The following is a 26,073-nucleotide window of genomic DNA, read 5'->3' on the forward strand; positions in this document are numbered from 1 at the left end:
AGCTTTCATTTAACTCTATTAGTTTTTGTTTTTTGCCCTTTTTCTCACTCAAAACTTAGCATGGCGACATTCAAATAACGGCTCGATTTATCAGCCTTCTAAAATTAGGAATGTAAACTCATGCTTAAAAAAATGACGCTTCTCGCAGCAGCTACGATCGCACTTTACGGCTGTGGAGGGGGCGGTTCTTCTTCTGGTTCTACAAGCGAAAGCAAAGGTCCACAATCAAGCTTCGACTACCCAATCCAAAACTCATCTTTCAAACCTGAAGCAAGTACAACGCTTCACTACGTCACTTCTGCTGACGGTCAACAGGGCGAACCTATAACGATAAGCTTTGAGCCAATGGCTGTTCAAAAGCTCATCGACCGACTACGCGACACCCAGCAAGATGACCCTTTTATTCCCGTTATCCAACTTCTGGAAAACAACGGCATTACACAGTTCTACCTAGACAGTAGCGAGCAAGAAGGTAATACCATTTACTTCGCTGGTATTGACGGTGCGCTGCATGAAGTTACCGACCTTTATCTCATTGACTCTCTATCCAACGTCATGATGATGAACAGCAGTCCTCTATTTCGGTTAGAGGGGGCAACGGTGAAAGAGAAGGATCCAAACATTGATATCAGCAAACATCTTGTATCTGTAATCGTAGATTTGTCAGGAGAGCAAGTGAAACGCATGCTTGATTCCTTTGATGATAATCCTTGGGTAAACGCGTTAGCTGATAACGCTCAGTGTAAAACCACTTGGAGCCAACAAGTTGGGGAAACAGGTGCCCGTAAGACGTTTAATGTCTCCGGTAAATCGGTTGAAGCGGCATACCTAACCGAGAAAAATACTTATAACCTTGTATGTGACGGTATGGAATTGATCGATTCAAAAGAGTTTGAGAGTTCTGCTGAACGCTGGTTTAACCCAACTCTAGGATTCATTGAGCAAGTAGAACTGCTAAAGAGTGAACAGATTCAAGTGAGAGAAACGAAAGTAACTTTGAATAAGATCGAAAAAGCTTAATTCAGCCATCAAATCTTATTTAGATAAAAAGCAAAGGCTTTGGGGAGCACTCCAAAGCCTTTTGTTTAGGACCGAAATCCTTAGGGGAAGCTTAATTTTTACTCTTCAATCAGCAAGATGCGAGTTTCGTAAGGACGCAATACCTGATGACTAGAAGCAATCGCGCTGGTCGCATTTTGATAGTTGGAAAGCAGGTTCTTGGCTTTACTCATATCAAAACGATCTGGTAGTACGCACTCCACTTCTTCACCGTAGTAGTTGTTGATACATAGTAGCGTTTGCTTATCGTTCTGACGTGCGTAAGCAAAAATACGTTTGTGCTCAGGCAACAGGTCCTCGTAACGGCCATCAGTGATCACCGGAACCTGTTTACGCAGTTCAATCAAGCGCTTGTAGAAGTAGAACACTGAGTTCAAATCAGCAATCGCCGCTTCCGCGTTGATTGCAGAATAGTTCTGAGCCACCTCTAGCCACGGCGTGCCTTCAGTAAAACCCGCATGTTTCGCGCTGTTCCATTGCATTGGGGTACGTGAATTATCACGCGACTTCTGCGCTAAAATCGCCATCATATCGTCGTGAGATACACCATCGCGATTAACCATGATTTCGTACATGTTCGTGCTTTCAACATCGCGATATTGGCTGATTTCGGTGTAGCCCGGGTTGGTCATGCCGATCTCTTCACCTTGATAAACATAAGGTGTGCCTTGCATCATGTGTACCGATGCCGCAAGCATTTTGGCAGATTCAACACGGTATTGTTCGTCGTTACCTAATCGGCTCACAACGCGTGGTTGGTCGTGGTTACACCAAAATAGCGCACCCCACCCTTTGCCATTTAAACCAGTTTGCCAATGGTTGAAGATCTGTTTCAGTTGGATGAAATCAAACGGCGCTTTCGTCCACTTATCACCATTTGGGTAATCAACTTTTAGGTGGTGGAAGTTGAACACCATTGATAGCTCTTTGCCATCTTGCGCTGAATACTGCTGACAATGCTCTAGCGTGGTGGAAGACATTTCACCCACCGTCACGCTACCGTACTTTTGGAACACAGCTTCGCTGATCTCTTGAAGATATTCATGTACGCGAGGGCCGTCAGTGTAGAAACGGCGACCATCACCAATATCATCACTTGGAAAATCTTGTTGCTTGGAAATCAAGTTGATGACATCTAGACGAAAACCATCCACACCTTTCTCTGCCCAGAAGCCAATGACTTCTTTGACTTCTTCACGCACTACCGGGTTTTCCCAGTTTAGGTCCGCTTGCTCTTTAGCAAAAAGGTGCAAATAGTACTGACCCGTTTTTTCATCCAACGCCCAAGCGTTGCCACCAAACTTAGATTGCCAGTTGTTTGGCTCTGCGCCATCAACCGGATCTTTCCAGATGTAGTAATCACGGTATGGGCTGTTTTTATCACCCAATGCCGATTGGAACCACTTGTGTTCTGTCGAAGTATGATTCACCACGATATCCATGATGATTCGAATACCCAGCTGGTGAGCCTCAGCCAACAGGGTATCGAAATCTTGCATGGTGCCGAAATCTGGGTTGATCGCATAGTAATCGGAAATGTCATAACCGTTGTCGATCATTGGTGATTGATAAACCGGCGTCAGCCAAATCGCATCCACACCAAGGTGTTTTAGATAATCCAGCTTAGAAATGATCCCTTTAATATCGCCCGTGCCTTTACTTCCACTGTCACAAAAGCTTTTTGGGTAAATTTGGTAGATGGTTGCGGTTTTCCACCAGCTCTCATCATGCTTGGTCATTGCCATTTCTAACGCTCACTTACCATTAAACGGAAACTTAAAAATCTTAAAAAAATAGAGGAGATAAACGAGGCAGCCAAATCACTGCCTCAGTTTGAATTACGCGTTAGCGGTTTCTAACTCGCCTTTCATCTGTGCGCGCTTATACAACACAAGCGTCAGCGCGACTGGGACGACAATCGCCACCAACATCGCCAGAGCAAATACGCCCCAGAACTGCGGTTGGATAGACAAGATGCCCGGCAAACCGCCCACACCGATGCCGTTCGCCATCACACCTGCACTACCACAGATAGCAGCGGCAATCGCACTACCGATCATCGCGCTCAGCATTGGGAATTTGTATTTCAAGTTGATGCCGTACATCGCTGGCTCAGTCACACCAAGGTAAGCAGAGATAGCCGCAGGCACCGAGATATCACGCTCACCGTGTTTTTTACTGATGATAATGATGCCGACTACTGCAGACGCTTGAGCAATATTTGAAAGTGCAATCAAAGGCCAAATTGGCGTGCCACCTAGCTCTTGCATCAGTTGAAGATCAACCGCGTTGGTGGTGTGGTGAATACCGGTAATTACCAATGGCGCATATAGGAAACCGAAGATGGTTGAGCCAATCATTGCGAAGTCACCCGTCATGGCTGCTTTTGCTGCGAAAGCAACGCCGTCACCCAACATACGACCAAATGGACCAATGATAGAGTGCGCAAGAATCACAGACACGATGATAGAGACAAACGGCACGACCACTAGGTAGAGGTAAGAAGGAATGATGCGTTTTAAGTTGGTTTCAATAAACGCCAGAGCCATACCAGCAAGCATCGCTGGAATCACTTGCGCTTGATAGCCCACTTTCTCGATGGCGAATAAGCCAAAGTCCCATACTTCAGGCACTTGCTTACCAATTAAATAGGCGTTCATTAACTGTGGCGAAACCAGAGTCACGCCCAATGTGATACCCAGAATCGGAGTACCGCCAAGCTTTTTCACTGTCGACCAACACACGCCAACCGGTAGGAAGAAGAAGATCGCCTCACCAATTAGCCATAGGAAAGAGTGTACCGTTGCCCAAAACTGACTGATTTCCGTTAGCGTTTGACCATCAAACATCTTGATGTCGCCAATCACGTTACGGAAACCAAGAATCAAACCACCGGTAATGATCGCTGGTAGCAGTGGTACAAAGATTTCAGCAAGGTGGGAAATACCACGCTCAACGATGTTCATGTTTTGACGAGCAGCGTTCTTAGATTCATCTTTGCTCGATTCACTTTTGCCGCTAAGCTCGATCAGTACTTTGTAAACCTCATCAACTTCAGTGCCGATAACGACCTGAAATTGACCGGCATTGGTAAAGCAGCCCTTCACCATAGGCAGTGCATCTAACTGTTTTGTATCGGCTTTGTCAGTGTCATTCAACACGAAACGCAAGCGAGTTAAGCAGTGGCTTACACTGGCAATATTGTCCGATCCCCCGACCAGCTCAATAAGACGCTGTACATCTTGACGCGCAATCTTACTCATAACTTTGTCCACCCTGTATTGGATACATTCAATTCATCGTTTTATTTTTATAATGGGAACATTCCCACTTGATAGTTTTAATAGTGCCATTTCGCATTCAAAAACAAAATGGGAACAGTCCCATTAATTGAGAATGATCACAGTATAATTTTAGAGCAGATCATCGAAAGAAGGATTAATGACGGATAGGCTGCTGGGTAAAATGCACCACAGACTCATCACCATTTAATTGATTAATCAGCATGTTAGCGGCTTTTTCACCAGCATGAGAGTAGCCTGGATCCACGCTAAAGACATTCGGGAAGAGAAAAGAAAGCAATTCGTTACCACCCACACCGGTAACCACCACATCTTCACGTCCCACTTCTTGCAGACGTTTAATCACACCTAGAGCGATGGTATCACTGGCACAAACAATGGCTTGTGTATCGGATTGAAGAACGTGATCCACCAGCTGATACGCACTTTCGTGGCTAAGCTTGCCAGTTTTAAAACATGGTTCGATGCGCTTTTTCTCACACCAAGCTTGGTAAGCATTTAGGCGAGCGAGACCCGTGGTACGGTCTTCTGGATCAACACCAATGTAGGCAATACGAGAAATAGATTGTTGTTCCAGGTGGGAGAGCGCCATATCGATAACGCCTTGGTTGTCGTAGTTGATCGAGGAAACCATTTGTGTGTCCATCGCGATCACGACAATGCGATTGCCCCAATCCGCCAAAGCTTGTTCATCACACCCAGTAAAACCAAACACGATCACGCCATCGACATTGCGACGTTTGAGCACATCCAAATGTTCATTGGTTTTATCGCGATCGAACTGGCTCTCCATGATCACCACGTCATACCCTGCCGAGTACAAAGCGTTGAGCATGGTACCAACGGCGCGGTTCTCTGATGGCGAATCCAGACGAGAGATGATCACACCGATCACCTTTTGGCTGCCGCCACGCATCGACTGAGCCGATTTTGAGGGCACATAACCTGATTCACGAATGATTTGCTCTACCTTCTCACGCGTTTGCGGTTTTACCTTGGGATCATTGGTAAGCACACGACTAACCGTCGACTTGCCCACGCCAGCCAGTTTCGCGATATCAAGAATGGTGAGTTTTTTGCTCATAAGTGTTCAGACTAAAAGAAGGAATCAAACAAAAGGGAAGCAGCGGCTTCCCTTATCTCAGTCAGTAATGAAGATTACTTGTTTAGGTACGCAGGTACGTCTGCAATGCTATCTAATACTACCGTTGCAATCGCTTCGCCTTGTTCTGTTACTGGCTTACCAGTGCGAACCAAAACCTTAGTGCCAACGCCTGCCGCTTCTGCTGCCATCATGTCTTCGGCTTTGTCGCCGATCATCACAGATTTCTCCATGTCGATCTTCAAGAAGTCACGCGCAGAAATAAACATACCTGGTTTTGGCTTACGACAATCACAATCTTGCTTGTACTCGCCAATGCCATGCTCCGGATGATGCGGGCAGTAGTAGATGCCGTCGAACTCAACGCCATTATCAGCGAAGTTCCAGTCCATCCATTGAGTCAGAGACAAGAAACGGTCTTCGCTGAATTTACCACGTGCAATGCCAGATTGATTGGTCACAAGCACCAGCAGGTAGCCTTTATCTTTCAGCGCTTTTGTCGCTTCAAAGACACCGTCAATGTACTCAAAATCATGTTCGTCATGAACGTAGCCGTGGTCAACGTTGATCACGCCGTCACGGTCGATAAAAACAGCAGGTTTTGCCAAAACGTATTTCTCTATTTACTCGGTTTTATCAGATTATTACATACCTTATAAGTACTCACACTATCTAATTGGTGCGAGTGGGCGACAAAACAGTTGATTTGTCGCCCGAGAATCGGTAAATCTTGAGTATCCCTCTTATATATGCCCTTCCGCCAAACATTCTCTGTTTTCCTTTCCCAACAGAACATCCATACATTTAGACGTCTAGACGTAAAAATATCTATTGACTTAATACTACTTAACCCATAGCATCAACTGAGAATTGAGATAGAGTTCAAAATTTACTCCTGTTAAAAGCCGTTTTTAACAGCGAAGTTCCCAGTATCTCTGTGCAGGTTGAAACATGATAGAAATAAAAAACGTCAATAAAGTGTTCTACCAAGGCAGTAAGGAAATTCTTGCCCTTAAGGACATTAATCTAGATATCGCGAAGGGCACCATCTTCGGTGTTATTGGCTCATCGGGCGCGGGTAAAAGTACCCTAATCCGCTGTGTGAACATGCTGGAAGCCCCGACATCGGGTTCCATCATCGTAGATGGCGTTGATCTAACCAAATTAAGCAAAAAGCAATTGGGAGAAACTCGCCGTAACATCGGGATGATCTTCCAACACTTTAACCTGCTGTCGTCTCGCACCGTTTTCGACAATGTCGCACTCCCTCTTGAGCTAGCAGGCAAAGACAAAGCGCAAATCACAACAAAAGTGACTGAGCTACTTAAACTCGTTGGTCTTTCAGACAAGCATGAAAGCTACCCTGCAAACCTAAGTGGTGGTCAAAAGCAACGCGTAGCGATTGCACGTGCACTGGCATCAGACCCTAGCGTTTTGCTGTGTGACGAAGCAACCAGTGCACTGGATCCAGCAACGACTCAGTCCATCTTAGAACTACTAAAAGAAATCAACCGCAAGCTAGAAATCACCATTCTACTGATCACTCACGAAATGGAAGTTGTTAAGAGCATCTGTCACGAAGTGGCGATCATCGGTGATGGTGAGCTAGTGGAAAAAGGTACCGTTGGTGAAATCTTCGCGCATCCGAAGACTGCACTGGCGCACGAGTTCATTCGCTCTACTTTGGATCTTTCTATCCCAGAAGATTACCAAGCTCGCTTACAAACCACGCGCGTAGAAAACAGCTACCCATTGGTTCGCTTAGAATTTACTGGCGCAACCGTGGATGCCCCTCTAATGACGCAGATCGCTCGTAAGTACAACATCGACGTAAGCATTCTAAGCTCTGATCTGGATTACGCTGGCGGCGTGAAGTTCGGCATGATGGTCGCAGAGCTGTTTGGTAGTGAAGAAGACGATAACGCAGCGATTGAATTCCTGCGTGAGCACAACGTGAAAGTAGAGGTACTTGGCTATGTCCTTTAATACGATTTCTGAATGGCTGAGCCTAAACAGCAACCTACTTTTGGGCGCAACATGGGAAACCCTATACATGGTTGCGGTTGCTGGCATCGTTGGTTTTGCTGTTGGTATTCCACTAGGCGTAATTTTGCACACCACTAAAAAAGGTGGCTTGCTGGAGAACACTAAACTTAATCGCGTGCTTGGCGCCATCGTTAACATTGGTCGCTCGGTTCCTTTCCTAGTGCTGATGGTTGCGATTATTCCAGTAACCAAACTGTTGGTTGGCACCTTTATCGGTACAACAGCAGCGATTGTTCCTTTGACTATCGGTGCAATCCCATTTGTGGCGCGTCTCATTGAAGGTGCACTGCTGGAAGTACCATCAGGTTTGGTTGAGGCTGCACAATCTATGGGCGCAACACCAACACAAATCATCACAAAAGTTCTGCTTCCTGAAGCAATGCCGACTATTGTTAACTCAGTAACGATTACCCTAGTAACACTTGTAAGCTACTCAGCAATGGCGGGTACGGTAGGCGGCGGCGGTCTTGGTGACGTAGCTATCCGTTATGGCTTCCACCGTTACGACGTAGTCATCATGGCAGTAACGGTCGTGATGCTGATTGTTCTAGTACAAATTATTCAGTCTATCGGTGATGCAATCGTACGCCGTGTAGACCACAGATAAGAATTGAAAATACCAATTATAAGGAGATAAAGATGAAATTTAGCCTTAAGAGTCTTTTGACTGTTGCAACTGCCGCTTCTGCACTGGTTCTTGCTGGTTGTGGTGACAAAGAAGTCGACGTGAATAAAGTAAAAGTTGGCGTAATGGCAGGTGCTGAAGCTCAAGTTGCGGAAGTTGCAGCAAAAGTTGCTAAAGAGAAATATAACCTGGATGTTGAGTTGGTTACCTTTACCGATTACGTAACACCAAACGCAGCACTAGATGATGGCTCAATCGACGCAAACGCGTTCCAACACAAGCCATACCTAGATCAGCAAGTAAAAGATCGTGGCTACAAGCTAGTAACGGCAGGCAACTCTTTCGTATACCCTATCGCTGGTTACTCTAAGCAAGTGAAATCAGTGGATGAAATCGAAGATGGTGCTCGCATCGCGGTTCCAAACGATCCAACTAACCTAGGTCGTTCTCTTCTACTTCTTGAGCAACAAGGTCTGATCGAACTGCGCGATGGCGTTGGTTTACTGGCAACAGTACGTGACATCGTAGGTAACCCGAAAAACATCACTATCGTTGAACTAGACGCAGCACAGCTTCCACGTTCTCTTGATGACGTTGCGGTTTCTATCATCAACACAACTTACGCAAGTTCAATTGACCTAACACCTGAGCGTGACGGTATCTTCGTAGAAGACAAAGAGTCTCCATACGTAAACCTTATCGTTGCTCGTGAAGACAACGTTCAAGCAGCTAACGTACAAAACTTCGTGAAAGCATACCAAACAGATGAAGTTTACGAAGCAGCGAAAGACATCTTCAAAGGTGGCGTAGTGAAAGGTTGGTAATCCCCTCTTTCTACAACACTTGAAACTTAAAAAGGGCGCTCATCGGAGCGCCCTTTTTGCATTTGTTTTCATTGCGGTTTTATATCGCTAAAACAGCTGAACTTCGTCTTGATCAACCTTCTTTTGCTCCTGTTCTGGCTGCGTATCCACTTGAGGATGTTTGAAGATATAAGGCGCTAAAAACGCAGTAAACGGGATAGTAAGCACAATGCCTACACTGCCCGCTAACGCATTCACCACTGCAAGTCCCACCAGCGGCATATTCATAAACTGGCTCGCTGGCATGTTAAGACCCCACACCATCATGATAGTCGTCAATGAGCCACCAGCAAACGCCAAAATCAAGGTGTTAGTCATGGTGCCCATGATGTCTCGACCAATGTTCATCGACGCTCTAACCAACTGCTTTGGTTTGAGTTTCGGGTCGGTTTGTTGCAGCTCCGCATACGCCGATGCAATCGAAATCGCAACGTCCATAACAGCGCCAAGTGCAGCAACGACAATCGTCACGAACATCAACCAACGGATGCCCATCTTTACCGACGTTAGGTAAATCACGTCTTCGCCCTTGTCGAGGTAAATGCCCGACAAGTGCGCCATTTCACCGAACCACTGCGCCATTACACCCGCGGCGATCACACCCAATAATGTGCCGCCCATGGCACATAAACTCTTGCGGTTATAGCCAGAGACGAGAATAAAGCTGACCACGATGATCACCACCATCAGCAAAATACTAACCAGCATCGGATTCCAGCCAGCGAAAATACTTGGCACCAACACGCCAACAATCAATGCCGCGGTAAAATAGAGCGCGACCATAGAATTGATGCCCTCTTTCTTGCCAAAGCTCAGTAGCAGCGCACAGAACAGCACAAGCATCAGGTAAATCGCGTCTGAGCGTTTGTGGTTATACGCCCAATAAACGGTACCATTGGTGGTTTCGCGGATCATCATAATGAAAGTATCGCCTTCACCAACGTACACATTGTGCTGGCGACTAAGAGGATTGGTGACTTCCACCTCTAAACCTTCGCTCTCTCCCTCAAGGATTTTTGCCATGAAGACTTGCTTACCAGTCATCACATCCGGCACAAGCGGATCTGGCGCAACATGGTTTGAGATCGAACGCGTGACAGTCGCTTCAACAAACTCTTGTTGTTGACGAGATTTGGGACGGAAATCTTCACTCCACGAAGAAGAAAACTGAAAGATAAGCGTGGAGATAAGGGTAATCAGTAGGGTGAAACCCCATCGGTTATAGATTCTTTTGATCATGAAGCACTCTTCTACATCACTCACTAAACGGGCTTTGCCTCTGGTGAGTAAAATTAGGCGCGGTAAAGATTACCGCGCCCATATGCAGGATTAATGAGTTGGGTTACAACCTGCGACTTTCTCATCAAGCGTCGCCGCGTCTTTGTTAGGGTTAACAAAGTAGCTAGACGAATCATTGATGTTCACAGACTTAACAATTGCAGGGTATTTCGGGTTTTCCAAATCAATCGAGACACAGATTTCCATGTTCTTCAATTGATCCCACAGCGCCTTGCCTTTACCTTCTCTTAGTGTCGTAATTTCACCACTTGGCAGGTATTGCGTGAACGACCAGTTACCAACGTTGCCATTAAAATCTGCCACGTTGATGCCTTTGTTCTTCTCAACATAAGCCGTCAACATATCGCGGATTGCGTATACCGGCTCATTCACTGAGTCGTAGAACACGTCATCTTTGCTCGCCCAACCAAACTTCTGGATTTGCGAACCAAAGCGGTAGCTGTTCATTGCCACTTTGTAAGTTGCATTAGGATCGAACTGTTCACCGCCAATGCTAGTGATGTTGACGCGGCTGCCTTCATTCGTCACTGTATTGTTTTCATCCAACTCAAGAGACGGCTTACTCAGATCCACAGTAAATTCGATATCACCATCAAATTGGTCGTATAGGTAAGCAGGAGCGCCTTTCTTGAACGAAACGGTAATATCACCCGGTTGGTATTGGTTGAAGTAAGAGTAAGACCATTCGATGAAGCGTTTTAGGTTGGCACCTGTCATCTCCACACCAAGCAAAGTGTTGTCGTATTTATACAAGTTAGTCGACTTACCTTTGGTGTACACTTCGTTGTCTATTAAGTTAGATTGATCAGAGAACAGAGATGCTGCAGAGACTATCGCACCGTTACCTTTACCCATCGCCGCTTCGATTTGCTGCATTTGGATTTGGTTAATCACATCCATCAATGGTGTATCAACCACTTTCGCAAGGTGAATCGTCGAGTACAGACGCTCTGCGGTGTAGTTGTAATCCGTCGCGGTCGCTTCATCTGGGAAGCCTGATGCGCTTGGTGTGAAGTTGCCCGTTACACGACCAAGCTCGCGCGTCGCGTCTTCAACCGAAATATCATGCACGTATTGGAATTTCGCTTGTAGAGCCTGCTCTTCTTTGACCTTCTTCGTGCCGATGTTGGTTAACGTGGTGTCTTCCATAGTCCACTTACCATCGACTTTCTTCAGTTGAATCTCAGCTTTGGCAAGGTAAGCACCCCACTTACCTGGTTCAATGATTTTCACGCTTTGTGCGCGGTTATCTTGAGTGTATTCGCCAGACTTGGCTTTATCTTCAATCAACGTATTTTCGCCGCCGATTTCTGATGTTGATTTGCTGATTGGTGTAACTGTGCCGTCCGCATTCACTTGTTCGATGTAGTTCGCGTGTTCGTGACCCGCTAGAATAACGTCGAATTTATCCGCCATTGCAGACGCAATTTCATAAACGCCCACACCACCGTCTTCTTGGCGACCAAGGTGAAGCGCACCCACGATCACATCTGGATTGTAGTTAGACACCAGTTGATCAACCGCTTCTTTGGTTGCGTCCAATTCGTTCTCAAACTTCAAACCTTTGAAGTGATCCGGAGCTGAGGCTTCCCAGTTCGGCACGTTCGATGGCGTTAGACCAACGATCGCCACTTTCACGCCTTCCACTTCAAACATTTGGAACGCGCGAATGTAGTTCACATCGTTACTTTCCCACTTGATGTTAGAAGACAGGACCGCACCATTAAAATGATCGAGGTTGCGATCGACAAACGAACGCTCAAAGTTAAATTCATGGTTGCCTGGTACCCAAACATCAAAGCCAAGAGAGTTCATACTCTCAACCACAGGGTGAGTTGGGTCATCGTTGAATAACTGCGCGGAGTTGCCCTGAACCGTATCACCGATATCAATCAGGATCATATTTGGATGTGCCGCTTTTTGGTCAGCAAGCAAGGTTGCGATGCGGGTAATACCAGCGTCATCGTCTACGGCATTTAGCGCATAGTCAAAACCAAACAAGCGACCATGTAAATCCGATGTCGCCGCGATAGCAATAGTGACTTCGTCAGCTTGCGTTGCTTCACCTTTGACGACGACGTCAGGTGTGTTAGTTAGCGTTTTACCCTCTGCGACCACTGGACTGTAATCTGATGGTACCTCTACGTATTTGGTTTCATCATCGTTACAACCAGCCATCAAGCCGACAACTGCAATACAGATTAGGCTTCGTTTAAATAAAGTCATCTCAATTCCTTCCAGATTATTTTTTTATATATATTTTCGGAAGGGGCCCTCTTCCCAAAACCTCAAAAAGGATATGGATATTATTTGAAATTTTTGAGAAGCAAACGTTTCAATGCTTATAAACCATGCAACTAAGTTACATTTTTCTTTGAACATGAACAAAGATCACAATCAAGGGGATGAGAGGAATGGTCAATGAAAATGCTTTTCGAATCAATGTATTGATAAAATAAATAATAGAAAATTTTACCAATCAACCCTGATTCATTTATAGCGATAGAAAAAAGCTGGCATAGACGCCAGCTTTTTAAAAATAGACTACTTGATGTGGTCCCAAGAGATATTGGAGACAATTCGGCAATCGTCACACTTAAAGTAGAAGATGTCGTGTAGCGGTTCGTCTAGCAACCAGTCACCACCACATTTGGGACACTTGCGCGCTTTTTCCGCTTCCAGTGACTCACCACCAACTCGGTATTGGTAGTAATAAGTCGGGATCTTGGTGATGTATTCAATACGACCACGCAAATCCCAACCTCGACGGAACAGCACACTGTCAGCGTCGCAAATTTCATGCAGCGCAGCGTGTTCAGCACGACAGCCACCTGCCATTTGGATTTCATCACACGCTTGCCATTCGGTTTGCCATTTCACCACCGCTTTGTGGTCACCATTCAACGTAGCACCATTACGGTAAAGTGGAATTGGTAACAGTGTCTCGCCGCTGCGCAGTGGAGAACAAGTATGAACGTACGTGGTGTACAGCACTTGCCAGCTAGGTGTCTCTTCTTCCGCCGCTTCTTCTGAGTTCAAATCACGACCCAACATGCGCATTTTCGGCGCAAGCAACGAGGCTTCCGACAAACGATTCATGCACACTTTGACGAAATCAGAATGGTAACGAGGGTGCAAACTGTCTTGCTCTGGGCAAACCACGCGAACATAAAACTCGCCATCCCCCATCACGATAGGAAACTCACGACCAAGCACCTGACCGTTGTAGCGCAATGCGTCCATCAGACCATTAATCGCTTTATCAACCGCGCTTACGGTAGTGTTATCAAAACACTCAAACTGCAACTCAACAACGTACATGCTTACACTGCAGCCTCTAGTTTGCTTAGAAACTCGGTGAGCGTCTCAGCCAGTACGTCGCGTTTGTCTGAGCCTAAGCGCTCAAGAATCACATTACCGGTTAAGTTACAGATAGAAATAACATCCAACTCTGCATCTGTCGCTGCGATAAATACCGTCGGCTTTAATTTTAGACGGCGCTGAGTGACTAGATGACCAAGAATATTTTCTTGCAGACGAGTAAAGTCATCATCACTCCATACTTGCAGCAACGTCAGTTCGTTACCTTGCCAAGTTGCGTCCATATCAGCGCTGTACTGAGAACCGTAAAAGGTTTTGATGTCTTCATGCAGCGTCAGCTCAATTGCGTTCTCAACGTTAGTGAAATCCGCCATTTCTTCACGTGGGAATGCTTTCCACAACACGGCCCCGTCGCGTTTCTCTTCTACACATGGAGAAACAAGATCAGCAAGCTCTTCACTGCGTGGCAGTTCGTTATGCTCGTCTTGCCAAGCTTGTTGGTAGCGCAGGCTAAAGTCCTGTAGAGCCTGAGTAACGGTTTGGGTCATGAAGGTCTCCTGGTTAGTTTTTATCAGGTCGCGGTGTCTGCCGGATGGCAATTAATCAGCGGATTCAGTAAAATTCTCGCCATTCTAATCGAAAATGACCACAAAGTATGAGCAAATATTCTGACGCTAAAGAGCTTGCTGGCCTAACTCTGGGTAAAAAGACCGAGTACGCAAATCAATACGACGCAAGCTTGCTGCAACCTGTACCTCGCAGCCTAAACCGTGATGACCTTGAACTTGGCGACAGCCTACCGTTTATGGGTCACGATATTTGGACGCTGTACGAGCTATCTTGGCTAAACAGTAAAGGCTTGCCTCAAGTTGCCGTTGGCGAAGTCTACATCCCAGCAACCAGCGCAAACTTAATTGAGTCAAAGTCGTTCAAGTTGTACCTAAACAGCTACAACCAAACGCGTTTTGCTACTTGGGAAGAAGTCACTGAGCGTTTAGCGCAAGATTTATCAGCATGCGCTGGCGAGAAAGTACTTGTGGAAGTGAATCCAGTTAGTCACTACACCAACCAACTTATTGTCACGATGGAAGGTGAATGCATTGACGATCAAGACATCGAAATCACTAGCTACGACTTCGATGCCGCGCTTCTAGACGGCGCTGCAGGTAACGAGCAAGTGGAAGAAGTACTTCACAGCCATTTACTAAAATCAAACTGTTTGATCACCAACCAGCCAGATTGGGGCAGCGTAGAAATTCGCTACCAAGGCGCTAAGCTTGATCGTGAGAAGCTGCTTCGCTACTTAGTTTCATTCCGTGAACACAATGAGTTCCACGAGCAATGTGTTGAACGTATCTTCACTGACTTGATGAAGTACTGCCAACCAACGAAACTAACCGTATTCGCACGTTACACGCGTCGTGGTGGTTTGGATATCAACCCTTACCGCTCAACGGAACAAGACAAGCCAGCGCACAATAATCGCATGGCTCGTCAATAATCTGAGTACTTAATCAAAAGCGAATGAGCTAAATACTCAACACTCATTGCTTAAATACTCAAAAACGCCCAGCTATCTGTTGGATTGCTGGGCGTTTTTCTCTAATATTGTTTATTCAAAAACGACACAGTTCGAGGGAACGAAAAGGATGTTTTGGGACAGTTCGCGTCTATTAAGGCTGATTGGCTTTCTTTGCTTATTGTTAGCACAGCCACTTCACGCGACCATTTTATCTTCCGCTTTGCTCAATGAAGCTCAGCAATTGGCTGAGATCGAACCTTCACAAGCAAAACAAGCGGCCAAAAACTACCTTTTGCAACGCGAGCTGATTGAACGCCAAGAGAATGGCAGCCCTTCCGCGATGTCTCGTGAAGAGACCGACCGCAGTATCCGCACCCCGAGCAGCACGATTGAGGCGCACAAAATCATTGCACAAGCCGATTATGCAATGGGCAACATTCGCTCTGCCATCAACAACCTTGATGAAGCAGAACGTCTAGCCAAAGAATACCAATTGCCGTACATGAATCTGGATGTGCAACTGATGCGCAACCAAATGATTTGGATGTACGACAAAAACTACGCCGCAGCAGAACAAAAACTCGACCAGATCGAAAAGCAGATTGAAGAAGCAAATCCGGTTTTACAGCGTACCGACAGCGTTCGTTACCGCTTAGTGATGCAACGTGCCTTGCTCGCAGCAAACAGCGGTGACTCCGTAAACGCTGAGCGTTTGTATGCTAAAGCTAAAACCATGTTGGAAGACAATCGCTCAGATCTGACTCTGATTGACTACCACACAGCGGTAGGCGAATTTTACCTCAACAACAAGAAATACAACCTTGCGCTTTCAGAACTGCTTTACGGTTACTGGCAATCTATCGAGAGCGACAGTGGAGCCAGACTAGCAAAGGTTAACCGTCTATTAGCTCGACTATTCCAAGAGCGCCGCGTTTACGACAAAGCAATTGAATACCTCTCTCAGGCGGCGGACTTTTACGACAGTTACCCAAGCTCCCCAATTTTGGCTGACGTGCTAGAACAGATGGGCGATATCTACTTCTACCAAGGTAAGTTCAACCTCGCGCTGGTGCATTACTTCAATGTACTTGATCACGACAGCACCAGTAAGAATATCAACCGCATCATTAAAATACGTTTGAGCCTAGCTGCCACTTACCTTCAGCTTTACAACTATGCGTTAGCAGAGCAGTACCTAGACCGTTCCAAAGACTTATTGGAATACGCTGATTTACCTCAGCTAGAAGCCAAAGCTGCACTGCTTAAATCAGGTCTGGCATACCATCAAAATGACAGTAAAGATGTGATCGTCAATGCCAAGAGAGCGCTAGACCTGATAGAGAAAGCACCAGAAGATACGGGCTTCATTAAACAGCAAAGCTATCGCTTACTGGGTTTGGGGTATGAGCAAGCTGGCGAATACCAGTTATCCCTTCAAGCGTACAAAAAATACATCAGCCTAGTGCGCCTAGAGCAAAAGCAGCTTAACCAAATCAGTGAAGATGCCTTCCGCCAACAAAAAGAGTTTGCTGAGCAAAGCATCCACTATGTAGGTCAGGCAGACAAGCTAGCTCAAGTTGAAATGGAGCATCGTAAATTCCAAAAGATCTCGTTCGCACTGTTTATTACCGTTTTGGTGATGTTCTTATTCATCATGCGTCGTGGTGTTATCAACCAACGTCAAACAGCTGAGATTGAAAAGCTGCGTAATGATCTGTTCACTCACTCTCGCTCACGCCTGCGTAACTTACGCATGCTCAACGTCAAGCTATCGCGTTCATTGAAGAAGTCGAGCGACACATTCGAACAATGGCAAATGGGTGAACTTATCCACGAGCCGTTGAATGACCGCTTACGCTTTGTGATGATCGATTTGCCATTCTTGCGCAGCATGTACGTTCAACATGGTTACAAAGCTGGCTTAGAGTTAGAACGTGCATTTGGTGAGTTCCTAGCAGAACGCATTCAGAAGCCAACACGTTTGTACCATTTCTCAGATGCAAACTTGTTGTACATTGAGCCAAATGCCGATCGCGATGCCTCCGCAGAAGCCACCTTTGATAAATTCCAAGGCTGGGTGGACGAGTTCGCAGCACAGCACAACGTCAATCGCATCATTCGTATGGGCATCAGTGATTACCCATTCTTACCGCGTGCTTACACCGCGATTAACGATGAAGAACTGCTCGATCTACTGTTGCTTGCGACACACATAGCACGTGAAGTTAGTTTGAAAGATAAGCACAGTCATTGGGTATTCTTAAAGGCCATTGATAATGCACCTGCTGCGAGCTTTGCAACTGGTGACATAAGGACAGCTTGCCAACATGCCATCAATCAAGGGCTAATAAAGATTCATTCTTCGTACAAGAATGAGGACGACATCAAAAAAATATTAAAAAACGGATAATTAAACAACGGTTGAGCGTGATCAGTGATGACGCTATAAAGTTTTTTGTTATTATCAAATAATCGTCAGTAGTACATGGACTTAACCGTAGTCACTTCATGGGAATCTTGGAATCCGATATTCAGTCGCAGCTTCATCAGCTGAGTTGTCAACTTGACCAACTCAGGCTGACTCATCGTGATACTTCGCTCAAATTTCAACGTGAGCAGCAAGTTCTTAAGCGAGTTGTGGCATCATTGTCTTCTGCTTGTCAGGGTTCAAACTCTCAAGTATCCAACTACCTGCGCGAAATTCAGCAAGAGCTTGAACATCATAAAGATGTAAGTACGCTGATCCCTCGCTTAGCAGTGCTAGAAAGAATGCTCAAACAGCAGTCTAAGACGATGGAAAAACAAAACGGTTATCTCGACGAACAAATCAAACACAGTGGTGAAACGCTTCAACGTATCACCGGCTTGCCTGCGCAGTTAAAACGTGAATTGCGTAACCTGATGAGCTTCTCGGAAGTCCATGCTGGTAAGAAAGTCGATCAAGCCACTAAGCTACTGAGCATCTACGAGCGCGCACTCAAGATAATCACCTCTAATTCACGCCTTAACCTAGGCGAGCTAGAACACGGTCCTGATAAGTCACAACTGGAATGCCTTGCAAGCGATCTACAACACACCATCACGGAACTCGATTTTGAAGGTGAGTCTGGCGATCAACTGTTGGATATTCGCGCTAAGTTACTTTTAGGTGTCAATGCTGAATCTCTGATTGAATTAACGCTACACACATTAAAACTGGTCGTGGAAGCGACCAAGTACGAGCGTAAATCATCAGAACAGTTCCTAGAACAGTTAAACACGTCACTGTCTAGCAATCTCAAAACCGTTCATCAGAATGTTGACCAGCACCAAACTTACTTTGAGCATCGTCAAGAGCTGAACGCTGAGATGACCACTTTGGTTGAACGCAGCCAAGAGTCTCTTGAGCAAGCTCAAGACTTAGACGAGTTAAAAGGCGAAGTTTCGCCACTGCTGGCAAAAATGGCATCACTGACTGAGCGCTTGAGAATGACAGAAGAGCGTGAGCAAGCACTTCAAGAACGCCTAAGCTACAGCAAAAATCAATTGGAAGCAGTGTTCGAAACGACACAAGATTACCGTCGCCGCTTGGAAGACCAAGCTCAGCGTATGCTGCTTGATCCTCTTACAAAGGTCTACAATCGCACGGCTTTTAACGATCGTTTAGAGCTCGAATATCGTCGTTGGATTCGCTCACAGCAAAACTTGCGCGTGGTGCTGTTTGACGTGGATAACTTCAAAGCGGTTAATGATAGCTACGGTTACACAGCTGGTGACAAGGCGCTAAAAATCATTGCCCGCACGATGAACAAGCGGATTGCAGATACGGAAACCGTAGCGCGTTTTGGTGGTGAAGAGTTCATCTTGCTGATCCCGGAACAATCAGAAGAATACACGCTTGAATTGATGAAAAACATTCAACGTGACATCAGCAAATTACCATTCAAGTTCCGTGAACAAAACATCATGATCACCTTAACTGCGGTTTCTACATCGTTTAAAGAAGCAGACAACCCAGAATACGTCCTCGACCGTCTTGGTAACATGCTAAAAGACGCCAAACAGCGTGGTAACAACCAAGTCAACTGGAACTAAAAAGCGTTCAAAAAACAATCAAACGAACACTTTTTACGTGCTGTTTTGTCATATTGCCTCAAATTTTCAACGAGTTATCACGTTTCTCCTCTTCCAGTCTGCTAAGCTGTTTAAACGCTATAAACAAAGTCTGCCAACCACTGAGTAGAACGACACGTATAAGCTAAGTAGGTGAGTTGGTTTCTTCCCTCAAAGAAAGCACTAGCAAGGAGGCCTTATGATTACCCATATAAGCCCCGCAGGTAGCATGGATTTGCTATCACAACTGGAAGTTGAACGTCTTAAGAAAACCGCATCAAGTGAGCTTTACCAGCTCTATCGCAATTGTACGCTCGCGGTCCTCAACTCTGGTAGCCATACCGACAACTCAAAAGAGCTGTTAGATAAATACCTATCGTTTGATGTGAACGTAGTTCGACGCGAACGCGGCATCAAGCTTGAGCTTGCCAACCCGCCAGAACATGCGTTCGTTGACGGAGAGATCATCAAGGGCATTCAAGAGCACTTATTCTCTGTTTTACGTGACATCGTGTACGTAAACATGCATTTGGCGGACAACCAACGTCTTAACCTCACCAATGCCACGCACATCACCAACCTCGTATTTGGCATCTTGCGTAATGCTGGTACGTTGACGCCCGGCATTGAGCCGAACCTTGTGGTTTGTTGGGGTGGTCACTCAATCAACGCGACAGAGTACCAATACACTCGCGAAGTGGGTAACGAGTTGGGTCTACGTGAACTGAACATCTGTACGGGCTGTGGTCCTGGTGCGATGGAAGGTCCAATGAAAGGCGCAGCGATTGGTCACGCCAAACAACGTTATACCGAGCAGCGTTACCTTGGTTTGACAGAGCCTTCAATCATTGCGGCTGAGCCACCAAACCCAATCGTGAACGAGTTGGTGATCATGCCAGACATCGAGAAACGTCTCGAAGCCTTTGTTCGCATGGCGCACGGCATCGTTATCTTCCCTGGTGGTCCGGGTACCGCCGAAGAGTTGCTGTACATCTTGGGTATCATGATGCACCCCGAAAATGCCGACCAACCAATGCCTATCGTACTTACAGGCCCTAAAGAGAGTGAAGCCTACTTCCGCTCAATCGATGCCTTTATTGCCGATACATTGGGCGAAGAAGGTCAGAAGCACTACCAAATCGTGATTGATGATCCAGCAGAAGTTGCTCGTATTATGAAACGCTCAATGGACGAGGTTCGTCAGCATCGTAAAGAAAAAGGCGATGCGTATAGCTTTAACTGGTCGCTAAAAATTGAGCCAGAGTTCCAACTTCCGTTTGAACCAACTCATGATGCGATGGCAAGCCTAGATCTGCATTTGAACCAACAACCTCAAGTTCTGGCTGCAAGTCTGCGCCAAGCCTTCTCAGGTATTGTTGCTGGTAACGTTAAAGCGGAAGGGATTCGAGAAATCGAACGCAAAGGTCCGTTTACCATCAATGGCGATCCAGTCTTGATGAAAAAACTCGACAAGCTGTTGAAAGACTTCGTAGAGCAGCACCGCATGAAACTGCCGGGTGGCACTGCGTATGAACCATGCTACCGTATTGCCCATCGAGAAAATGGTGGTCGATAGATAACTCAGCTTTCGTTACACTAGGGGCATTCCGCCCCTTTTTTATTGCTAAGTCATTATGTCTATTCATCTTGTTATCATTGATGCCCTAAACCTGATCCGCCGCGTGCACTCAGCACAACCCGATCCAACTGACATAGCAAGAACCATCACAACGACAGGCAGAACGCTGACTCGCATCCTATCTGAGGCGCAACCTACGCACATCATCGCGGTATTCGATCACCACGAGCAAGACCGAGGTTGGCGCGCGGAAATCCTTCCAGACTACAAACAAAACCGCAAACCTATGCCAGAGCCCCTGATGCAAGGTTTAGACGCAATTCAACAAGCGTGGTGGGAGCAAGGCATCGACTCACTGCTATCTGAAGGTGATGAAGCGGATGACTTAGTTGCAACCCTCGCCACTAAAGTCGCAAGTCACGGAGAGAAAGTCACCATCGTCTCCACCGACAAAGGTTATTGCCAATTGTTGTCCCCAACTTTGCAAATCCGAGACTACTTCCAACATCGTTGGTTGGATGAGCCGTTTATCGAAAAAGAGTTTGGCGTGAAACCCACTCAGCTTGCCGACTACTGGGGTTTAACAGGGATTAGCTCAAGCCAAGTACCGGGTGTACCCGGTGTTGGTCCAAAAGCCGCTAAGGAAATTCTCACTCAGTTTGAGGACATTGAAGCGGCATACGCAAGTGAAGAGCTGGTACCGAAATATCGTAAGAAGCTGGATGAACACATTGAATCTGCACGTCTATGCAAACGAGTAGCAGCGTTGAAATGCGACATAGAGCTCGGCTTTAACCTGCAAGACATTCGCTTTACCGGACCAAATAAAGCCGAGTAAGTGCATCTCTTTTACGCTGCTAGTTTTGGGTTAGACAACACGTTTATAAAATCTGTTGTGTAACCCTTTACATTCACAGCAATGATATTTACCTCATCATTAACCTACAAGATACTGATTAGTTTATAAGCTAATTCACAGTCTTAGTGAGTAATTTCATTATTTTCAAATCTCCCAATAACGGAGAAAAATAATGAAAAACATCATCTTAGTATCTTTAGTCACGCTCCTATCCTTCCCTACTCTTGCTGAAACTTGCGGTCAACACCTTGATAAAGGTATGCCTTCAACCAACAGCGATCAGTTCCTCTGCCGAGACGGCTATGCGGTTGGGTACAACTACGACACCAAAAACGCAGACTGGGTTGCTTACCACATTACCGCGGAAAGCGTGAATATCACCAACAAACGCAGTAACTCCTTCAAAGAAGACACTGAAATGCCGGATTACGCGCGCTCTACCCTAGCAGACTACAAAGGCTCTGGTTACGACAGAGGACACCTTGCGCCATCAGCGACAATGGACTTCACCCGAGAGTCAATGAAGCAAAGCTTTTTGATGAGCAACATGTCGCCTCAACTTCCGGGGTTTAACCGAGTTGGTTGGCGCGTTCTAGAAGAACATGTTCGTGATCTCGCCAATGAATACAACGAACTTTATGTGGTGACTGGACCGATTTACCAAGGCAACGAAGGAACAATCGGTAATGGTGTGGTGATCCCGAGCGCGTTTTACAAAGTCATTCTTGATCCAAGCTTTGATGAAGCCATTGCGTTCATTGTCCCGCATCGTGATGTTTCAAGCTCAGAGTTAGCCAACTTTATTACCACTATTGACGAAGTTGAACGTCAAACTGGATTAGACTTTTTTGCTCAAACGCCAGATAGCATCGAAGACAACATGGAATCAGTAAAATGGGAAGAGATGTGGCCTACCAGCAACTAAGTAATGGTCATGGTTCTTAAACCGCAATAAAAAAGCGCCTGCATTAGGCGCTTTTTTGAAAATGTTCAACCACATAGAAACGATAGCTTAGTGTGGTGAGATATTAGACAGACATTGAATGTGAATCGTGATCTCTTCGCGGTCATGGTATAGGTGCTTCGCTTGCAGCTTGAATTTCACCTTGTTCTCAATCAGAAACATTTTTAGGTTTTCAAGATCTTGCAGCACTTCATCGTAACGACCTTTCATTGGAAGCTTAAGGTTGAAAATCGCTTCTTTCGCCCAACCTTTTAGCAACCATTGCCCCATAAGGTGCGCAACGCGTGCTGGCTTCTCAACCATGTCACATACAATCCAAGTAACGTTCTTACGGTCTGGTTCAAATTTAAAGCCATCTACCATGTGGTGTTTAATTTGACCCGTTTCCATTAGGCTATCCGCCATCATGCCGTTATCCACACAGTGAACAAACATCGAACGTTTCACCAATTGGTAAGTCCAACCGCCCGGACAAGCACCTAGGTCGACACCCCACATGCCTGGAGCCAAACGCTCATCCCATTCCTCACGCGGAATGAAGACGTGGAATGCTTCTTCTAATTTCAGCGTAGAGCGGCTTGGTGCATCTGAAGGGAACTTAAGGCGAGGAATACCCATGAAGAACTGCGAGTTGTTGCCTGGGTATGAGTAACCCACGTAACAATGACCCGGAGCCACAAAGCAAATATGCAGTACTGGCTTCTTCGCGTTGTCTTTGTTCCACATCAGACCTTTACCACGCATCGCCTGACGCATTGGTACCGTGAACTTGCGGCAAAACTTCAATAACTCTTTCGCTTCGTTAGTATCGGGAGTTTCAATACGCAGATCGCCACAACGTGGGAATGCTTCGATTTCTGACAATTCAGCAAGAATTGGGCTGATACGGTCATCGCTTGGTAGCGCTTCAAACTCGGCAGCCACAGCAAACATCTGACGTGCAAAAATCAGTGCGCTAAAGTCTAAGCCTTTTGCTAGCTTATCTGCGTCTCCATCTTGGTAACATTCGAAGACAACATAACCTGAGTTTTTCTTCACACGAGGGAAGCCATACACTTCCAATTGTGTTGCTTTGTCCTGAATTTCACCAGCACACTCTTTCTCAAAGCCAGAACGGCAATAGAGCATTAGTTGTTTCACTTGGAGACCTCTTTGATATTAAACGCAGCAAAAAAGAACAGACACCAACCGATCATGAACAAGAATCCTCCCATAGGAGTAATTGGTCCAAACCACTTAATGCCCGTCAGCGCCAGCGCGTAAAGACTGCCGCTAAAACAAAAGATGCCGATGATAAAGCAAATCGCCGCGATGAAAAAATACTTTTGTGCTTTTTGTCCCAAATTGAGCAACAGCAAAATCGCACAAAATGCGATAGCCAAAGTATGGATGAACTGATACAAAACGCCGGTTTCAAAGACGCCCAGTAAATAAGGCGATAACTTTGCTTTCAAACCATGTGCAGCAAATGCACCTAGCGCCACTGATGTTAAGCCAGAAAGACCAGTAAATGAGAGTAACCACTTACTTTTCACAGGACACCTCTTTAATAAATGTCGCTAACTGCTCCACTGTTGAAGCAATGTTACCTGCCTCTGTATAGCCAGAGCTCTTGCGTGGCTTAAAGCTGTGATCACCGTCTGGCAGAAAGCTCACTGTGACCTGCTCTGATAATGCAAAGCCTTCGAACTCTTCGCGCTTGCCGAATGTATCGCGCTCACCTTGCAGAATTAAAGTTGGCTTTTCGATACTCGCTAAATGCTCGCCTTTGTATTTCTCTGGTTTACCGGGAGGATGAAAAGGGAAACCTAAACAGGCAACACCCGCCACCAGCGCATTATTGGCGAGTAAGCTCGACATACGCCCACCCATCGACTTACCGCCAATCACAATAGGTTGAGAAGTAAAGTGAGCGATCACTTCTTCATAAGCTTCAAGAAGTTTTGGCGCACGATCTGGCGGACGCTTCTTGCCATCTTCCGCTCGCTTAACCATGTAAGGGAAATTAAAACGCACCACGCGTATACCCTGCTCAACTAATCCTTTGGCGACGGCAGTCATGAAATCGTGTTCCATGCCTGCCCCTGCGCCGTGAGCAAAAATAAACAGCGGTCCGTTTTCAGGTCCCTCAGCTATCCAATGGCTCATCCAATACTTCCTCTTGTTCTTTTCTTGCAGTTGCTAGCATCCAGTCCCTAAACGTCGCGATACGTCCCATATCCGCTTGCTGTTCGTGACACACCACATAGAAGGCATTCTTCGACACCAATACCTCATCAAATGGCGCGATTAAGCGTCCCGCTTCCATTTCAGGTTTGGCTAGCACGTTGTTACCTAGAGCGACACCTTGCCCGTGCGCAGCAGCTTGAAGCACCATGGTCGAGTGGCTGAAAATAGGACCATGGTTCACATTGATGCCTTCGATATTCTGCTGGCGAGCGAACTGCTTCCAATCTTTACGAGAGGTATCATGTAACAAGGTGTGTAATTTTAGGTCACTTAGAGATTCTAATGGTTTGTTACCTAAAAGTAACGAAGGTGAACAAAGTGGGATCAAAAACTCTTGGTAGAGTTTATCGGCACGCAAACCAGGCCAGTTACCACGACCATAATAGATAGCTACATCAACATCATCAGTCAGTGAACCTTCGTCCATATCAACCGCTTTAATACGCACATCGATGTCCGGTTCTTGGGCATTAAAATCCGCCAAGCGAGGTACCAGCCATTGGATTGCAAAACTTGGTGGCAAACTGATGGTCAACGCACCTTTTTCACTACGTTCCAATACCTTATCGGTCGCTTCTGAAATCGAAGTGAAGATATCTTTGATGTCTAGAAAGTAACTTTGCCCCTCTTCCGTTAGCAACAAAGAGCGGTTGCGACGACGGAAAAGTTTCAAAGATAAGAACTCTTCTAACGCTTTAATTTGGTGGCTCACTGCCGCTTGAGTAACAAACAACTCTTCAGCAGCACGGGTAAAACTGAGATGGCGAGCAGCCGCTTCAAAAACGCGAAGTGAATTCAACGGAGGCAATCTGCGAGACATTATGGGACCTCAAGTAGGATTAGTTTTTTTTATCTGAAACATTATAAAATGTCCGTTGCCGAACAGCCAGATAAATTCTATATTTCATCCCGCAACACGAGCCTGAACGGCTTGATTCCTTTTGTGAATCAATTGGCTTCGTTGTTGCGATGTTGTGTTTGCAAACTCGTATTTCGAGTTAGGTAGATTTCTACCATATGTTTTGTCCACACTCCCTGTGACAAAACAGATACTTCCTGTATTTATTTTGACCTGTCTGTCAAATTTCTTGCACCGCCTTATTAGGCGGTGTTTTTTTATCTAAAAAATCCCACTGTCCCTCTTCTTCAGAAATTGGTATCAACATCACCTTTTCATCCTGATTTCGGATTAATTATCGTTATATCAATAC

At 45.9% G+C, this 26,073-nt stretch carries 22 protein-coding genes; 10 read left to right on the forward strand and 12 right to left on the reverse strand.

Annotated elements, in window-relative coordinates:
• Window positions 1-120: 120 nt before the first annotated feature.
• Window positions 121-1,020, forward strand: coding sequence for a hypothetical protein (locus AACR11_RS02290; RefSeq protein WP_029789176.1), 900 nt, complete (start codon window positions 121-123; stop codon window positions 1,018-1,020).
• Window positions 1,021-1,118: 98 nt separating this feature from the next.
• Here AACR11_RS02290 and treC read toward each other — a convergent pair whose 3' ends face one another.
• The 4 genes from treC to gmhB form a co-directional block, all read right to left on the reverse strand.
• Window positions 1,119-2,804, reverse strand: a complete 1,686-nt coding sequence (gene treC, locus AACR11_RS02295; RefSeq protein WP_005447545.1) for an alpha,alpha-phosphotrehalase — start codon at window positions 2,802-2,804, stop codon at window positions 1,119-1,121.
• Window positions 2,805-2,897: 93 nt separating this feature from the next.
• A complete protein-coding gene (gene treB, locus AACR11_RS02300; RefSeq protein WP_005440120.1) occupies window positions 2,898-4,322 on the reverse strand; it encodes a PTS trehalose transporter subunit IIBC in 1,425 nt (474 codons plus the stop codon).
• A 175-nt stretch (window positions 4,323-4,497) separates the two neighbouring features.
• Window positions 4,498-5,445: a trehalose operon repressor TreR gene (gene treR / locus AACR11_RS02305; RefSeq protein WP_029789177.1), complete on the reverse strand. Its 948-nt coding sequence runs from the start codon at window positions 5,443-5,445 to the stop codon at window positions 4,498-4,500.
• A gap of 74 nt (window positions 5,446-5,519) precedes the next feature.
• Window positions 5,520-6,071 carry a D-glycero-beta-D-manno-heptose 1,7-bisphosphate 7-phosphatase gene (gene gmhB, locus AACR11_RS02310; RefSeq protein WP_029789179.1) on the reverse strand — a complete coding sequence of 184 codons (552 nt, stop codon included), beginning with the start codon at window positions 6,069-6,071 and terminating at the stop codon, window positions 5,520-5,522.
• A gap of 343 nt (window positions 6,072-6,414) precedes the next feature.
• Here gmhB and metN point away from each other — a divergent pair, with 343 nt between their 5' ends.
• The 3 genes from metN to AACR11_RS02325 are packed head-to-tail and all read left to right on the forward strand — an operon-like array spanning window position 6,415 to window position 8,958.
• A complete protein-coding gene (metN, locus tag AACR11_RS02315; protein ID WP_029789180.1) occupies window positions 6,415-7,449 on the forward strand; it encodes a methionine ABC transporter ATP-binding protein MetN in 1,035 nt (344 codons plus the stop codon).
• On the forward strand, window positions 7,439-8,116 hold the full coding sequence (locus AACR11_RS02320) for a methionine ABC transporter permease (RefSeq protein WP_005432672.1): 678 nt from the start codon (window positions 7,439-7,441) through the stop codon (window positions 8,114-8,116). Before metN ends, AACR11_RS02320 begins: the two co-directional genes overlap by 11 nt.
• A 32-nt stretch (window positions 8,117-8,148) precedes the next feature.
• Complete coding sequence (locus AACR11_RS02325) at window positions 8,149-8,958, forward strand: MetQ/NlpA family lipoprotein (RefSeq protein WP_005447551.1); 810 nt, start codon at window positions 8,149-8,151, stop codon at window positions 8,956-8,958.
• An 87-nt stretch (window positions 8,959-9,045) separates the two neighbouring features.
• Here the strand turns inward: AACR11_RS02325 and AACR11_RS02330 are convergent, their stop codons facing one another.
• The 4 genes from AACR11_RS02330 to syd form a co-directional block, all read right to left on the reverse strand.
• Window positions 9,046-10,236, reverse strand: coding sequence for a YibE/F family protein (locus AACR11_RS02330; protein WP_029789181.1), 1,191 nt, complete (start codon window positions 10,234-10,236; stop codon window positions 9,046-9,048).
• A gap of 90 nt (window positions 10,237-10,326) precedes the next feature.
• Window positions 10,327-12,522 (reverse strand): bifunctional metallophosphatase/5'-nucleotidase, encoded by a 2,196-nt coding sequence (locus AACR11_RS02335; RefSeq protein WP_079325520.1) that lies wholly within the window; start codon window positions 12,520-12,522, stop codon window positions 10,327-10,329.
• Between the two features lie 318 nt (window positions 12,523-12,840).
• Window positions 12,841-13,617 carry a Zn-ribbon-containing protein gene (locus tag AACR11_RS02340; RefSeq protein ID WP_005447555.1) on the reverse strand — a complete coding sequence of 259 codons (777 nt, stop codon included), beginning with the start codon at window positions 13,615-13,617 and terminating at the stop codon, window positions 12,841-12,843.
• 2 nt (window positions 13,618-13,619) lie between these two features.
• The gene (gene syd / locus AACR11_RS02345; protein ID WP_005447560.1) at window positions 13,620-14,165 is read right to left on the reverse strand and encodes a SecY-interacting protein; all 546 of its coding nucleotides are present in this window, start codon (window positions 14,163-14,165) and stop codon (window positions 13,620-13,622) included.
• A 107-nt stretch (window positions 14,166-14,272) separates the two neighbouring features.
• On the opposite strand from syd, the gene queF reads away from it, so the two are divergent.
• The 6 genes from queF to AACR11_RS02375 all read left to right on the forward strand — a co-directional run bounded on the left by queF (window position 14,273) and on the right by AACR11_RS02375 (window position 22,594).
• Window positions 14,273-15,118: an NADPH-dependent 7-cyano-7-deazaguanine reductase QueF gene (queF, locus tag AACR11_RS02350; RefSeq protein ID WP_029789183.1), complete on the forward strand. Its 846-nt coding sequence runs from the start codon at window positions 14,273-14,275 to the stop codon at window positions 15,116-15,118.
• A 148-nt stretch (window positions 15,119-15,266) separates the two neighbouring features.
• Window positions 15,267-17,549 (forward strand): tetratricopeptide repeat protein, encoded by a 2,283-nt coding sequence (locus AACR11_RS02355; protein ID WP_017188442.1) that lies wholly within the window; start codon window positions 15,267-15,269, stop codon window positions 17,547-17,549.
• Window positions 17,550-17,647: 98 nt separating this feature from the next.
• The gene (locus AACR11_RS02360) at window positions 17,648-19,213 is read left to right on the forward strand and encodes a GGDEF domain-containing protein (RefSeq protein ID WP_005447568.1); all 1,566 of its coding nucleotides are present in this window, start codon (window positions 17,648-17,650) and stop codon (window positions 19,211-19,213) included.
• Window positions 19,214-19,430: 217 nt separating this feature from the next.
• Window positions 19,431-20,807 carry a nucleotide 5'-monophosphate nucleosidase PpnN gene (gene ppnN, locus AACR11_RS02365; protein WP_005447570.1) on the forward strand — a complete coding sequence of 459 codons (1,377 nt, stop codon included), beginning with the start codon at window positions 19,431-19,433 and terminating at the stop codon, window positions 20,805-20,807.
• Window positions 20,808-20,865: 58 nt separating this feature from the next.
• Window positions 20,866-21,648, forward strand: coding sequence for a flap endonuclease Xni (xni, locus tag AACR11_RS02370; RefSeq protein ID WP_005447572.1), 783 nt, complete (start codon window positions 20,866-20,868; stop codon window positions 21,646-21,648).
• 193 nt (window positions 21,649-21,841) lie between these two features.
• Entirely contained in the window at window positions 21,842-22,594 is a 753-nt protein-coding gene (locus AACR11_RS02375) for a DNA/RNA non-specific endonuclease (RefSeq protein WP_009697728.1), read from the forward strand.
• A gap of 87 nt (window positions 22,595-22,681) precedes the next feature.
• Here the strand turns inward: AACR11_RS02375 and rlmM are convergent, their stop codons facing one another.
• Genes rlmM through AACR11_RS02395 form a run of 4 tightly spaced genes read right to left on the reverse strand, consistent with a single transcriptional unit; the run spans window position 22,682 to window position 25,682 of the window.
• Window positions 22,682-23,773, reverse strand: a complete 1,092-nt coding sequence (rlmM, locus tag AACR11_RS02380) for a 23S rRNA (cytidine(2498)-2'-O)-methyltransferase RlmM (protein ID WP_005447575.1) — start codon at window positions 23,771-23,773, stop codon at window positions 22,682-22,684.
• Window positions 23,770-24,168, reverse strand: a complete 399-nt coding sequence (locus AACR11_RS02385) for a DUF423 domain-containing protein (protein ID WP_005447577.1) — start codon at window positions 24,166-24,168, stop codon at window positions 23,770-23,772. The genes rlmM and AACR11_RS02385 overlap by 4 nt, the downstream gene beginning before the upstream one ends.
• Window positions 24,158-24,781: an alpha/beta fold hydrolase gene (locus AACR11_RS02390; RefSeq protein ID WP_029789184.1), complete on the reverse strand. Its 624-nt coding sequence runs from the start codon at window positions 24,779-24,781 to the stop codon at window positions 24,158-24,160. The genes AACR11_RS02385 and AACR11_RS02390 overlap by 11 nt, the downstream gene beginning before the upstream one ends.
• Entirely contained in the window at window positions 24,762-25,682 is a 921-nt protein-coding gene (locus AACR11_RS02395; protein WP_009697724.1) for a transcriptional regulator GcvA, read from the reverse strand. The genes AACR11_RS02390 and AACR11_RS02395 overlap by 20 nt, the downstream gene beginning before the upstream one ends.
• Window positions 25,683-26,073 lie beyond the last annotated feature (391 nt).

Origin of the sequence: Vibrio sp. L85 (genome assembly GCF_963871815.1) — a bacterium.
Taxonomy (GTDB): Bacteria; Pseudomonadota; Gammaproteobacteria; order Enterobacterales; family Vibrionaceae; genus Vibrio; species Vibrio harveyi.